Consider the following 12,848-nt stretch of genomic DNA (forward strand, 5'->3'; position numbering starts at 1 on the left):
GCGCCGTGCCGAGGCGATGGGAAACGTCGGATCCTGTTTCAGGGCGCTTACGGCCCTTTGTAAAATCAGCCGACACGCTGTGCTTGCCGAATTAGAAGGGTTTGCGAATAATGGGCCCGCAATTTGCAGCATGGATCGGTTTCCCTTCTTTTGCTCTTGCATGAAATTGCAAGACTGTCAATGAGCTTGATCCGCTTTCTCGATGCTTCTGTAATTTGTTGTCGCATTGAAGAAATATCGGCTTCGGACCTGTCGTTAGAATGCCGATCACTCGCTCGTCGTGGCTCGCGTTGAATAAAACGCAGGCTTCCTAGGACGCAGCACCCAGGTTCGTGTTACCCATTCGCATATTGGGCTGTTGCTCACTCTGCCGTTTTGCCCTTTACCGATGGAGTCCCAAGATGAAGAAACTTGTGCTGCTTGGCGCCCTGGCACTGTCCGTGCTCTCCCTGCCGACATTCGCCGATGAGAAACCTCTGAAGATCGGTATCGAAGCGGCTTACCCTCCGTTCGCCTCGAAAGCCCCGGATGGCAGCATCGTCGGTTTCGACTACGACATCGGCAACGCGCTGTGCGAAGAAATGAAGGTCAAGTGCCAATGGGTCGAACAAGAGTTCGACGGCCTGATCCCGGCCCTCAAAGTGCGCAAGATCGACGCGATCCTGTCCTCGATGTCGATCACTGAAGATCGCAAGAAATCCGTTGATTTCACCAACAAGTACTACAACACCCCGGCACGTCTGGTGATGAAGGCTGGTACTCAGGTCGGCGACAACCTGGCTGAACTCAAGGGCAAGAACATCGGCGTACAGCGCGGTTCGATCCATGAGCGCTTTGCTCGCGAAGTCCTGGCCCCGTTGGGTGCCGAGATCAAACCGTACGGTTCGCAGAACGAAATCTACCTGGACGTATCCGCCGGCCGCCTCGACGGCACCGTGGCAGACGCTACGCTGTTGGATGACGGTTTCCTGAAGACCGACGCGGGCAAGGGTTTCGCGTTCGTCGGCCCTGCCTTCACCGACGAGAAGTACTTCGGCGACGGTATTGGTATCGCGGTGCGCAAGGGCGACGCCCTGAAAGACAAGATCAACAGCGCGATCACTGCTATTCGTGAGAACGGCAAATACAAGCAGATCCAGGACAAATACTTCGCCTTCGACATCTACGGCAAGTAACACGTCTCGCTAGCCGTTCGAAATGGCGCAAGCAACAGGCTCCCTGCGGTTTGCGCCATTTTTACATCCCACTTTCGAGGACCTGAATCATGTTGAAAGGCTACGGGGCTGTCATCCTCGATGGCGCATGGTTGACGCTTCAGCTCGCCCTGTCGTCCATGGCCCTGGCCATCGTCCTGGGGCTGATCGGCGTAGCGCTGCGTCTTTCGCCGGTGCGCTGGCTGGCGTGGCTTGGCGACCTGTATTCCACGGTCATTCGCGGCATCCCCGACCTGGTGCTGATCCTGCTGATCTTCTACGGCGGCCAGGACCTGCTCAATCGCGTCGCGCCGATGCTCGGTTATGACGACTACATTGACCTGAATCCGCTGGCGGCTGGTATCGGCACCCTGGGATTCATCTTTGGTGCCTACCTGTCGGAAACCTTTCGCGGTGCATTCATGGCAATCCCCAAGGGGCAAGCCGAAGCCGGCATGGCCTACGGCATGAGTGGTGTGCAAGTGTTTTTCCGGGTGATGGTGCCGCAGATGATCCGCCTGGCGATCCCGGGCTTCACCAACAACTGGCTGGTATTGACCAAGGCCACCGCGCTCATTTCGGTGGTGGGCCTGCAAGACATGATGTTCAAGGCCAAGCAGGCGGCGGATGCCACCCGCGAACCCTTCACCTTCTTCCTGGCAGTGGCGGCGATGTACCTGGTGATCACCAGTGTTTCGTTGCTGGCATTGCGTCACCTTGAGAAGCGCTACTCGGTAGGCGTAAGGGCGGCTGATCTATGATCTTCGACTACAACGTCATCTATGAAGCCTTGCCGCTGTACTTCAGCGGTTTGCTGACCACCTTGAAGCTGCTGGCGCTGTCGTTGTTCTTCGGCCTGCTGGCGGCGCTGCCCCTGGGACTGATGCGAGTCTCCAAGCAGCCGATCGTCAACATGACGGCCTGGCTCTACACTTACGTGATCCGCGGCACCCCGATGCTGGTGCAGTTGTTCTTGATCTACTACGGGCTGGCGCAGTTCGAGTTCGTGCGCGAGAGCTTCCTCTGGCCATGGCTGTCCAGCGCGACCTTCTGTGCATGCCTGGCGTTTGCCATCAACACCAGCGCCTACACCGCCGAAATCATCGCCGGTAGCCTGCGGGCCACGCCCAACGGTGAAATCGAAGCGGCCAAGGCCATGGGCATGTCGCGTGCCAAGCTGTATCGCCGGATCCTGTTGCCATCGGCCCTGCGCCGGGCGCTGCCGCAATACAGCAACGAAGTGATCATGATGCTGCAGACCACCAGCCTGGCCTCCATTGTGACCCTGATCGACATCACCGGTGCTGCACGTACGGTGAATGCGCAGTATTACCTGCCGTTCGAGGCCTACATCACGGCCGGCGTTTTCTACCTGTGCCTGACCTTCATTCTGGTGCGCCTGTTCAAGTTGGCCGAGCGCCGCTGGCTGGGTTACCTGGCCCCGCGCAAGCACTGATAACGCATCGACCTGATCGACTGCCCTACGACTGACGTTTTGTGAGAACCGACCGCATGTACAAGCTCGAAGTCCAAGACCTGCATAAACGCTATGGCAGTCACGAAGTGCTCAAGGGTGTGTCCCTGAAAGCCGCCGCCGGTGATGTGATCAGCATCATCGGCTCCAGTGGTTCCGGTAAAAGTACCTTCCTGCGATGCATCAACCTGCTTGAGCAACCTCACGCGGGCAAAATCCTGCTCAACAACGAAGAGTTGAAGCTGGTGGCCGGCAAGGATGGCGCGCTGAAGGCCGCCGACCCCAAGCAACTGCAGCGCATGCGCTCGCGCCTGTCGATGGTGTTCCAGCATTTCAACCTGTGGTCGCACATGACTGCGCTGGAAAACATCATCGAAGCGCCGGTGCATGTACTGGGAGTGTCAAAAGCCGAAGCGCGGGAGAAAGCCGAGCATTACCTGAACAAGGTCGGCGTCGCCCATCGCAAGGACGCCTACCCGGGCCACATGTCCGGCGGCGAGCAACAGCGCGTGGCGATTGCCCGTGCGCTGGCGATGGAGCCTGAGGTGATGCTGTTCGACGAACCGACCTCGGCGCTGGATCCGGAGTTGGTGGGTGACGTGCTCAAGGTGATGCAGGCTCTGGCCCTGGAAGGTCGGACCATGGTGGTGGTGACCCACGAAATGGGCTTTGCCCGCGAGGTGTCGAACCAGCTGGTGTTCTTGCACAAAGGCATTGTCGAAGAAAGCGGCAACCCGCGCGAAGTGCTGGTCAACCCGCAATCGGAGCGTCTGCAACAATTTCTTTCGGGTAGCCTGAAGTAATCGCTCCCGTTATGCACTGATTCGGGTCATGCTGCGCACCGTGCGCCAGATGGTCTAATTTGGTTGCAGCCGCTTTCGGCTCTCACACTGTTTTTCGTTTCGGATTGCCCGCCATGACTGCCCATCGAATTGGTTTCCTGATTTGGCCCAGCACTAAAGCCTTGACGCTGGCGCTGGCCGAGGAAGCCTTGCGTGTCGCTCAACGGGTGCATCCGGATGTGGTCTATGAGCTGTCGTTCCTGCAGGCCGAGCCGCCGCTCGACGACACCTGGCAACTGCCCGGCGAACCCTGGGGCGGCAAACTCGAAGGTTTCCAGAAGCTGTTCCTGCTGGCCGATGAGCCGCCGGCCGCCCTCGCGTCGCCGCTCGGCAGCGCGCTCAAGCAGCTGGTGCGCGCCGGTTGTGTGATCGGTGGCCTGTCCGCCGGTGTCTATCCTCTGGCCCAGCTGGGTTTGCTCGACGGTTACCGTGCCGCCGTGCATTGGCGCTGGCAGGACGATTTCGCCGAGCGCTTTCCCAAGGTCATCGCCACCAGCCATCTGTTCGACTGGGATCGTGACCGCCTGACCGCGTGTGGCGGCATGTCGGTGCTCGACCTGTTGCTGGCGGTGCTGGCCCGGGACCACGGCGCGGAACTGGCCGGTGCGGTGTCGGAAGAGCTGGTGGTCGAGCGGATCCGCGAGGGCGGCGAGCGTCAGCGCATCCCATTGCAGAACCGCCTCGGCTCCAGCCATCCGAAGCTCACCCAGGCGGTGCTGCTGATGGAGGCCAACATCGAAGAGCCGCTGACCACCGACGAAATCGCCCAGCATGTGTGCGTTTCTCGTCGGCAGCTGGAGCGGATCTTCAAGCAATACCTCAACCGAGTGCCGAGCCAGTATTACCTGGAACTGCGCCTGAACAAGGCCCGGCAGATGCTGATGCAGACCAGCAAATCGATCATCCAGATCGGCCTTTCCTGCGGTTTCTCCTCGGGACCGCATTTCTCCAGCGCCTACCGCAACTTCTTCGGCGCCACGCCACGCGAAGACCGCAACCAGCGACGCAGCAGCAGCCCGTTCGAATTGTCGTCGGTGCCGTCCGAGCGCGGTTAGGGCAGATAAGGCAGCTTACCTGTGGCGAGGGAGCTTGCTCCCGCCGGGCTGCGAAGCGGACCCAGACGGAAACCTCGTACATCGAATTGATCGGGATTTTTTCTGAGGGGCGCTGCGCGCCCCAGCGGGAGCAAGCTCCCTCGCCACAGATAACTCTTCCAGAACTGCAGCGGTGACTGGCCAAGGGAAATGTGGAAGCGAGTGCCTCAAACCCCGTGCCAACGTTTAAACTGCGCCTTTGCGACGCTATTTGTCGCATTGCCGTAAACCCGCGTAAAACGTGGGTTGGCGCTATAAGAAGTTGTCGCTTGGCGGCAAGGCCGGGCTGAAAACTGTCCTTACAATCCTTTCCAAGCTCGCCAGTTCCAGGCGAGTGTTCCTCTTCAGGAGACTCCGATGTCCGTTGAGCAAGCCGCGGTACAACGCGCCGATTTCGACCAGGTAATGGTGCCCAACTATGCGCCTGCTGCCTTTATTCCGGTGCGTGGCGCCGGCTCCCGCGTGTGGGATCAGTCCGGTCGCGAGTTGATCGACTTCGCCGGCGGTATTGCAGTCAACGTACTGGGCCATGCCCACCCGGCCCTCGTCGGAGCCCTGACCGAACAGGCGAATAAACTCTGGCACGTGTCCAACGTGTTCACCAATGAGCCGGCCCTGCGCCTGGCGCATAAACTGATCGACGCGACCTTCGCCGAGCGGGCGTTCTTCTGCAACTCCGGCGCCGAGGCCAACGAGGCCGCGTTCAAGCTGGCCCGTCGTGTCGCGTTCGACCGTTTCGGCAGCGAAAAATACGAAATCATCGCCGCGCTCAACAGCTTCCACGGTCGTACATTGTTCACCGTCAACGTCGGTGGGCAATCGAAGTATTCCGACGGTTTCGGTCCTAAAATTACCGGCATCACCCACGTTCCTTATAACGACCTGGCGGCTCTGAAAGCAGCTGTTTCGGACAAGACCTGCGCCGTGGTGCTGGAGCCGATCCAGGGCGAGGGCGGCGTGCTGCCGGCCGAATTGGCCTACCTGCAAGGCGCCCGCGAACTGTGCGATGCGCACAACGCGCTGCTGGTCTTCGACGAAGTGCAGACCGGCATGGGCCGTAGCGGCGAGCTGTTCGCCTACATGCATTACGGCGTGACCCCGGACATCCTCACCAGCGCCAAGAGCCTGGGCGGTGGTTTCCCGATTGCGGCGATGCTGACCACCGAAGCGCTGGCCAAGCACCTGGTGGTCGGCACTCACGGTACTACCTACGGCGGCAACCCGTTGGCCTGTGCAGTGGCCGAGGCCGTCATCGATGTGGTGAACACGCCTGAAGTACTGGGCGGCGTGAAAGCCAAGCACGACAAGTTCAAGACTCGCCTGGAGCAGATCGGCGCCAAGTACGGCCTCTTCACCCAGGTGCGTGGTATGGGCCTGTTGATTGGCTGCGTGTTGAATGACGCCTGGAAAGGCAAGGCGAAGGACATCTTCAACGCTGCCGAACAGGAAGGCCTGATGATCCTGCAGGCCGGCCCGGACGTGATCCGCTTCGCCCCGAGCCTGGTGGTAGAAGACGCCGACATCGACGCTGGCCTGGACCGCTTCGAGAAGGCTGCGGCGAAGCTGACGCAGGTTTGATCCATCTCAATTGAACCGGGTCCCCTGTGGGAGCGAGCTTGCTCGCGAAAGCGGTGGTTCAGCTTGCATCAATGTTGCATGTGCCGCCGCCATCGCGAGCAAGCTCGCTCCCACAGGAGCTTGGCGGTGGCCTCCAGGCAGGCAGTGAGCCCGGTATTTTTTCTCTGAGTCTCGACCTGATGGTCGAACCCTTTATTTCAAGTTAAGGAGTGACACCATGCTGGTGATGCGCCCCGCGCAAATGGCTGATCTGGGCGAGGTACAGCGTCTGGCTGCGGACAGTCCGATCGGTGTCACTTCCTTGCCGGATGACGTGGAACGCCTGAGCGACAAGATCGCCGCGAGCGAAGCCTCGTTTGCCGCCGAAGTCAGTTTCAATGGTGAAGAAAGCTACTTCTTCGTCCTGGAGGACACCGCCACCGGCAAGCTTGCCGGCTGCTCGGCGATTGTCGCTTCGGCCGGGTACTCCGAGCCGTTCTACAGCTTTCGCAACGAGACCTTCGTTCACGCCTCTCGTGAACTGAAGATCCACAACAAAATTCACGTGCTGTCCCAGTGCCACGACCTGACCGGCAACAGCCTGCTGACCAGTTTCTACGTGGTGCCGGAGCTGGTGGGCTCGCCCTGGTCGGAACTCAATTCCCGCGGGCGCCTGCTGTTCGTCGCCAGCCATCCGGAGAGGTTTGCCGATTCGGTGGTGACCGAGATCGTCGGTTACAGCGACGAGAACGGCGATTCGCCGTTCTGGGACGCCATCGGTCGCAACTTCTTCGACCTCAACTACGCCGCCGCCGAGCGCCTGTGCGGGCTGAAAAGCCGTACCTTCCTCGCCGAGCTGATGCCCCATTACCCGATCTACGTGCCGCTGTTGCCGGACGCCGCCCAGGAAGCCATGGGCCAGGTCCATCCGCGTGCGCAGATCACCTTCGACATCCTGATGCGCGAGGGTTTCGAGACCGATCACTACATCGACATCTTCGACGGTGGCCCGACCCTGCACGCCCGTGTCTCCGGCATTCGTTCGATTGCCCAGAGCCGTGTGGTGCCGGTCAAGATCGGTGAGCCGGTGAAAGGTGCCGGTCGGCAGTACCTGGTGGCCAACGCCCAGTTGCAGGATTACCGCGCGGTGCTGCTGGAGCTCGATTACGCGCCGGGCAAGCCTGTGACGCTGGACATGGAAGCGGCCGAAGCCCTGGGCGTCGGCGAAGGTGCGAGCGTGCGCCTGGTGGCGGTTTAATGAGTTTGGCGGGTGGCGCAAGCGGCCCGTTTGAGGAGATAGCATGATCGTTCGTCCCGTACGCAGCAGCGATTTACCCGCTCTGATCGCCCTGGCCCGTAGCACCGGTACCGGCCTGACCACCTTGCCGGCCAACGAAGAGCGCCTGGCCCACCGGGTCGGCTGGGCCGAGAAGACTTTTCGCGGCGAAGCCGGGCGCGGCGATGCGGACTACCTGTTCGTGCTTGAAGATGACGACGGCAAAGTGGTGGGCATTTCCGCCATCGCCGGTGCCGTGGGGCTGCGTGAGCCGTGGTACAACTTTCGCGTCGGCCTGACGGTCAGTGCCTCGCAGGAATTGAACATCTATCGGGAAATCCCGACCCTGTTCCTGGCCAACGACCTGACCGGCAACTCCGAGCTGTGCTCGCTGTTCCTGCATGCCGATTACCGCAACGGCCTCAACGGTCGCATGCTGGCCAAGGCGCGGTTGCTGTTCATTGCCGAGTTCCCACAGTTGTTCGGCAACAAGATCATCGCCGAGATGCGCGGCATGTCCGACGGCAACGGCCGTTCGCCGTTCTGGGAAAGCCTGGGCCGGCATTTCTTCAAGATGGAATTCAGCCAGGCCGATTACCTGACCGGTGTTGGCAACAAGGCGTTCATCGCCGAATTGATGCCGAAATTCCCGTTGTACACCTGCTTCCTGTCCGAAGACGCCCGAGCGGTGATCGGCCAGGTTCACCCCGACACCGAGCCGGCGCTGTCGATGCTCAAGAGCGAAGGCTTCAGCTACCAGGGTTATGTCGACATCTTCGACGCCGGCCCGGCCGTTGAATGCGAAACCGGCAAGATTCGCGCAGTCCGCGACAGCCAGGCGCTGGTGCTGGCCATCGGCACGCCGGGCGACGACGCCACGCCGTTCATCATGCATAACCGCAAACGCGAAGATTGCCGCATCACGGCGGCACCGGCGCGCTTGGCCGCTGGCACCCTGGTGGTCGATCCGCTGACCGCCAAACGTCTTCAACTCAACGCCGGCGACCAGGTACGTGCCGTCGCGTTGTCCGCTGCTCGGGAGTCGAAATAATGAAGTCGCTGTACATTGCAGGCAGTTGGTTGGAAGGCCAGGGTGACGTCTTCGAGTCGTTGAACCCGGTGACTCAGCAGGTGCTGTGGTCTGGCAAGGGCGCCACGGCCGCTCAGGTGGAGTCGGCCGTGCAGGCGGCGCGCCAGGCGTTCCCCGATTGGGCCCGGCGTTCGCTGGATGAACGCATCCAGGTGCTGGAGGCCTTTGCCGCTGCATTGAAGCAGCGTGCCGACGAACTGGCCCGCTGCATCGGTGAGGAAACCGGCAAGCCGTTGTGGGAAGCAGCCACTGAAGTCACCAGCATGGTCAACAAGGTAGCGATTTCGCTGCAGAGCTATCGCGAGCGCACCGGCGAGAAGAGCGGCCCGCTGGGCGACGCCACTGCGGTGCTGCGTCACAAGCCCCACGGCGTGGTGGCGGTGTTCGGCCCTTACAACTTTCCTGGCCATTTGCCCAACGGCCACATCGTGCCTGCCTTGCTGGCCGGCAACTGTGTACTGTTCAAGCCGAGTGAACTGACCCCGAAAGTCGCCGAGCTGACGGTCCAGTGCTGGGTCGAGGCCGGTCTGCCGGCGGGCGTGTTGAACCTGCTGCAAGGTGCTCGGGAAACCGGTATTGCTCTGGCAGCGAACCCAGGTATCGACGGGCTGTTTTTCACCGGCTCCAGTCGCACCGGTAATCTGCTGCATCAACAATTTTCCGGGCGCCCGGACAAGATCCTGGCCCTGGAAATGGGTGGCAACAATCCACTGGTGGTGGATGAGGTGGCAGACGTCGATGCAGCGGTCTACACCATCATCCAGTCCGCATTCATTTCCGCCGGCCAGCGTTGCACCTGTGCCCGTCGGTTACTGGTGCCGCAAGGCGCCTGGGGCGATGCCTTGCTGGCGCGACTGGTGGCGGTCAGCTCGACTCTGGAGGTCGGTGGCTTCGACCAGCAACCGGCGCCGTTCATGGGCTCGGTGATTTCCCTGGGCGCTGCGAAGGCGCTGATGGATGCGCAGAATCACCTGCTGGGCAAGGGCGCCGTGCCGCTGTTGACCATGACCCAGCCGCAAGCCCAGGCTGCATTGCTGACGCCGGGTATCCTCGACGTCACCGCAGTGGCCGAGCGCCCGGACGAAGAGCTGTTCGGACCGCTGCTGCAAGTGATCCGCTACGCGGATTTCCCAGCGGCAATCGCCGAGGCCAACAACACGCAATATGGCCTGGCCGCCGGCTTGTTGTCGGATTCGCAAGAGCGTTACCAGCAGTTCTGGCTGCAAAGCCGGGCCGGCATCGTCAACTGGAACAAACAACTGACCGGCGCCGCCAGCAGCGCGCCGTTCGGCGGTGTCGGCGCCTCTGGCAACCATCGCGCCAGTGCTTACTACGCCGCCGACTATTGTGCGTACCCGGTGGCGTCACTGGAGACGCCGAGCCTTGTCATGCCAGCGGCTCTGACGCCTGGCGTGAGAATGGCGTGAGCCCGATCGCGAGCAGGCTCGCTCCCACAGGTTCCGTGCAGTCCTCGTGGGGGTATGCAATCCCTGTGGGAGCGAGCCTGCTCGCGATAGAAGCGCCGCCGATGTTACTTGATGCCTATAAAAACCAGATTCTCGTGGAGCCTCGCTGATGAAATCCTATGAAGTCAACTTTGACGGTCTAGTGGGGCCGACCCATAACTACGGCGGGCTCTCCTACGGCAACGTCGCCTCCCAGAGCAACAGCCAGCAGTCTTCCAACCCCAAGGAAGCGGCGTTGCAGGGCCTGGCGAAGATGAAAGCGCTGATGGACATGGGTTTCCAGCAAGGCGTGCTGGCGCCGCAAGAGCGTCCCGACGTCGCGGCTTTGCGCCGCTTGGGCTTTGCCGGCAGTGATGCCGAGGTGATCCAGCAGGCCGCGAAGGAAGCGATGCCGCTGCTGGTCGCCAGTTGCTCGGCTTCCAGCATGTGGGTGGCCAACGCCGCCACGGTCAGCCCGAGCGCCGATACGGCCGACGGTCGCGTGCATTTCACCGCCGCCAACCTGAACTGCAAATACCATCGCAGCATCGAGCATCCGACCACCAGCCGCGTATTGGCGGCGATGTTTGCCGACTCGAAACACTTCGCCCATCACTCGGCCTTGCCGGCGGTGGCGCAGTTCGGTGACGAAGGCGCGGCCAACCACACCCGTTTCTGCCGAGCCTACGGCGAAGCAGGCGTGGAATTTTTCGTGTTCGGTCGCAGTGCCTTCGACACCCGCTACCCGGCGCCGCAGAGATACCCGGCGCGCCAGACCCTCGAAGCCTCCCGTGCCGTTGCCCGCTTGCATGGCCTGAAAGAGGAGGGCGTGGTCTACGCCCAGCAGAACCCTTCGGTGATCGACCAGGGTGTCTTCCACAATGACGTGATTGCCGTAGGCAATGGCGAGGTGTTGTTCTACCACGAGGACGCCTTCCTCGAGACCGACAAAATGCTGGCCGAGCTGACCAGCAAACTCGCCAAGGTAGGTGGGAAATTCCAGGCTGTGTGCGTGCCGCGTTCGGCCGTTACCGTCGATGACGCGGTACGCTCCTACCTGTTCAACAGCCAATTGCTGTCGCGTGCCGATGGCTCGATGCTGTTGATCGTGCCGGAAGAATGCCGTAGTAACGAGCGCGTCTGGCAGTACCTGCAAAGCCTGACGGGGTCCGGCGGAGTGATTCGCGAGGTCAAGGTCTTCGACCTCAAGCAAAGCATGCAGAATGGCGGCGGCCCCGCTTGCCTGAGGTTGCGCGTGGCGCTCAACGAAACCGAACTGGCGGCGGTCAACCCAGGGGTTATCATGACCGCGCCGCTGTACGAGTCGCTGACCCAGTGGGTCGAGCGCCACTACCGCGACCGCATGACCGAAAACGACCTGGCAGACCCGCAATTGCTGCTCGAATGCCGCGCAGCGCTGGATGAACTGACACAAATCCTAAAACTTGGCGCGGTCTATCCTTTCCAGATCAATTGAAAGCGCGCGCGACCTGACTACAGTCAAAGCAGGGCGCGTTGCCTTATCTTCCGACGAGAACGTAAAAACATGAGCGATTCCCTGCAACTGATCCTTGAAGACACCGACGGCACCCAACTGCAAACCTCCTGCACCCGCGTCGCGGTGATGTGGCAGGGCAAGGAGTTGTGGATCCAGCAGGATGGCCGCGGCCAGCTGCTGATCGGTGTGGATGTCGAGGAAGGCGACGAGGAATACGCCAACCTGTTGTTGCGTCCCCTGGCGACCAACCTGGTCAGCCTGCAGCTGGAAATGGAACCGGCGGACCTCGGCGACGACGACCACGTCCATGGCCCTGACTGCGGCCACGACCATTAAGGAAACCGCGCTATGCTCGCCCTCGGCAAACTGCTTGAACTGACCCTCGCCGGCCGTGAACCGGCGGAGAAGACTCAACTGACTGTCGAAGGCGTAAGGATGCGCTGGTTGAGCGAAGGCGCGCTGGAGGTCAAGCCGCCCGAAGCCCGGGACAACGGCCTGGACCTGCTGTTGTCAGCCGGTATCCACGGCAACGAAACCGCGCCGATCGAACTGCTCGACCGCCTCCTGCATGACATCGCCCGTGGCGATTTGAAGCCGCGGGCCCGCATTCTGTTCCTGTTCGGCAACCCCGAGGCCATCCGCCGCGGCGAGCGTTTCGTCGAGCAGGACGTCAACCGGCTGTTCAATGGCCGCCACGAACTGAGTGGCGGCGCCGAGGCGCTGCGCGCTTGCGAGCTGGAGCGGTTGGCGGCCAGTTTTTTCAACAAGCCTGAGCGCAGTCGCCTGCACTACGACCTGCACACCGCCATCCGTGGTTCGAAGATCGAGCAGTTTGCCCTGTATCCGTGGAAGGAAGGCCGCCAGCATTCACGCCGTGAGTTGGCGCGCCTGCGTGCGGCGGGCATGGAAGCAGTGTTGCTGCAGAACAAGCCGTCCATCGTCTTCAGTGCCTACACCTACGACCAGCTCGGCGCCGAGTCCTTCACCCTGGAGTTGGGCAAGGCCCGGCCGTTCGGGCAGAACGACGGGGTCAACGTCAGCCTGCTGGAAGCCCGGCTGAAACAGATCATCGAGGGCAACGAGCCTGAGTCGGACGAAGGCCTCGACGGCCTGCAGCTGTTCAGCGTGGCGCGGGAAATCATCAAGCACAGCGACAGCTTCCGCCTGAACCTGCCGGCGGACATCGAGAACTTCTCGGAACTGGAAAAAGGCTATGTGCTGGCCGAAGACATCGCCCAGACCCGTTGGGTGATTGAAGAAGAGGGCGCGCGGATCATCTTCCCGAACCCCAAGGTCAAGAATGGCTTGCGGGCTGGCATTCTGATTGTGCCGGCGACCGACGAAAACCTGGCCTAAAACCCACATCATTCCAGTGTGGG

General features: G+C 61.4%; 12 protein-coding genes. All 12 read left to right on the forward strand.

The features are described from left to right. Positions 1–401 precede the first annotated feature (401 nt). The 12 genes from ACLEJR_RS09935 to astE all read left to right on the forward strand — a co-directional run bounded on the left by ACLEJR_RS09935 (position 402) and on the right by astE (position 12,825). The gene (locus ACLEJR_RS09935) at positions 402–1,175 is read left to right on the forward strand and encodes an ABC transporter substrate-binding protein (protein WP_440794988.1); all 774 of its coding nucleotides are present in this window, start codon (positions 402–404) and stop codon (positions 1,173–1,175) included. Between the two features lie 89 nt (positions 1,176–1,264). Further along, entirely contained in the window at positions 1,265–1,954 is a 690-nt protein-coding gene (locus tag ACLEJR_RS09940; RefSeq protein ID WP_440794986.1) for an ABC transporter permease, read from the forward strand. Next, the gene (locus tag ACLEJR_RS09945; protein ID WP_440813593.1) at positions 1,951–2,649 is read left to right on the forward strand and encodes an ABC transporter permease; all 699 of its coding nucleotides are present in this window, start codon (positions 1,951–1,953) and stop codon (positions 2,647–2,649) included. The genes ACLEJR_RS09940 and ACLEJR_RS09945 overlap by 4 nt, the downstream gene beginning before the upstream one ends. Positions 2,650–2,705: 56 nt before the next feature. Beyond that, positions 2,706–3,470 carry an ABC transporter ATP-binding protein gene (locus ACLEJR_RS09950; RefSeq protein WP_053147221.1) on the forward strand — a complete coding sequence of 255 codons (765 nt, stop codon included), beginning with the start codon at positions 2,706–2,708 and terminating at the stop codon, positions 3,468–3,470. Between the two features lie 113 nt (positions 3,471–3,583). After that, a complete protein-coding gene (gene argR, locus ACLEJR_RS09955; RefSeq protein ID WP_440813594.1) occupies positions 3,584–4,564 on the forward strand; it encodes a transcriptional regulator ArgR in 981 nt (326 codons plus the stop codon). Positions 4,565–4,960: 396 nt separating this feature from the next. Then, positions 4,961–6,181, forward strand: coding sequence for an aspartate aminotransferase family protein (locus ACLEJR_RS09960; RefSeq protein WP_440813597.1), 1,221 nt, complete (start codon positions 4,961–4,963; stop codon positions 6,179–6,181). Between the two features lie 217 nt (positions 6,182–6,398). Then, on the forward strand, positions 6,399–7,418 hold the full coding sequence (gene aruF, locus ACLEJR_RS09965) for an arginine/ornithine succinyltransferase subunit alpha (protein WP_003178851.1): 1,020 nt from the start codon (positions 6,399–6,401) through the stop codon (positions 7,416–7,418). A 43-nt stretch (positions 7,419–7,461) separates the two neighbouring features. Next, positions 7,462–8,487, forward strand: a complete 1,026-nt coding sequence (astA, locus tag ACLEJR_RS09970) for an arginine N-succinyltransferase (protein WP_440794978.1) — start codon at positions 7,462–7,464, stop codon at positions 8,485–8,487. Continuing rightward, a complete protein-coding gene (gene astD, locus ACLEJR_RS09975; RefSeq protein ID WP_440813614.1) occupies positions 8,484–9,953 on the forward strand; it encodes a succinylglutamate-semialdehyde dehydrogenase in 1,470 nt (489 codons plus the stop codon). Before astA ends, astD begins: the two co-directional genes overlap by 4 nt. Before the next feature lie 148 nt (positions 9,954–10,101). Next, on the forward strand, positions 10,102–11,448 hold the full coding sequence (gene astB, locus ACLEJR_RS09980) for an N-succinylarginine dihydrolase (RefSeq protein WP_440813599.1): 1,347 nt from the start codon (positions 10,102–10,104) through the stop codon (positions 11,446–11,448). A gap of 69 nt (positions 11,449–11,517) precedes the next feature. Then, positions 11,518–11,805, forward strand: coding sequence for a hypothetical protein (locus ACLEJR_RS09985; RefSeq protein WP_053147236.1), 288 nt, complete (start codon positions 11,518–11,520; stop codon positions 11,803–11,805). A 12-nt stretch (positions 11,806–11,817) separates the two neighbouring features. Next, the gene (gene astE / locus ACLEJR_RS09990) at positions 11,818–12,825 is read left to right on the forward strand and encodes a succinylglutamate desuccinylase (RefSeq protein ID WP_440813601.1); all 1,008 of its coding nucleotides are present in this window, start codon (positions 11,818–11,820) and stop codon (positions 12,823–12,825) included. Positions 12,826–12,848 lie beyond the last annotated feature (23 nt).

It is taken from the genome of Pseudomonas sp. SMN5 (genome assembly GCF_052041925.1).
GTDB lineage: Bacteria > Pseudomonadota > Gammaproteobacteria > Pseudomonadales > Pseudomonadaceae > Aquipseudomonas.

Coding starts and splice junctions, on each gene's coding strand:
- ACLEJR_RS09935 (WP_440794988.1), top strand. CDS start 402: ATGAAGAAACTTGTGCTGCTTGGCGCCCTGGCACTGTCCGTGCTCTCC.
- ACLEJR_RS09940 (WP_440794986.1), top strand. CDS start 1,265: ATGTTGAAAGGCTACGGGGCTGTCATCCTCGATGGCGCATGGTTGACG.
- ACLEJR_RS09945 (WP_440813593.1), top strand. CDS start 1,951: ATGATCTTCGACTACAACGTCATCTATGAAGCCTTGCCGCTGTACTTC.
- ACLEJR_RS09950 (WP_053147221.1), top strand. CDS start 2,706: ATGTACAAGCTCGAAGTCCAAGACCTGCATAAACGCTATGGCAGTCAC.
- argR (WP_440813594.1), top strand. CDS start 3,584: ATGACTGCCCATCGAATTGGTTTCCTGATTTGGCCCAGCACTAAAGCC.
- ACLEJR_RS09960 (WP_440813597.1), top strand. CDS start 4,961: ATGTCCGTTGAGCAAGCCGCGGTACAACGCGCCGATTTCGACCAGGTA.
- aruF (WP_003178851.1), top strand. CDS start 6,399: ATGCTGGTGATGCGCCCCGCGCAAATGGCTGATCTGGGCGAGGTACAG.
- astA (WP_440794978.1), top strand. CDS start 7,462: ATGATCGTTCGTCCCGTACGCAGCAGCGATTTACCCGCTCTGATCGCC.
- astB (WP_440813599.1), top strand. CDS start 10,102: ATGAAATCCTATGAAGTCAACTTTGACGGTCTAGTGGGGCCGACCCAT.
- ACLEJR_RS09985 (WP_053147236.1), top strand. CDS start 11,518: ATGAGCGATTCCCTGCAACTGATCCTTGAAGACACCGACGGCACCCAA.
- astE (WP_440813601.1), top strand. CDS start 11,818: ATGCTCGCCCTCGGCAAACTGCTTGAACTGACCCTCGCCGGCCGTGAA.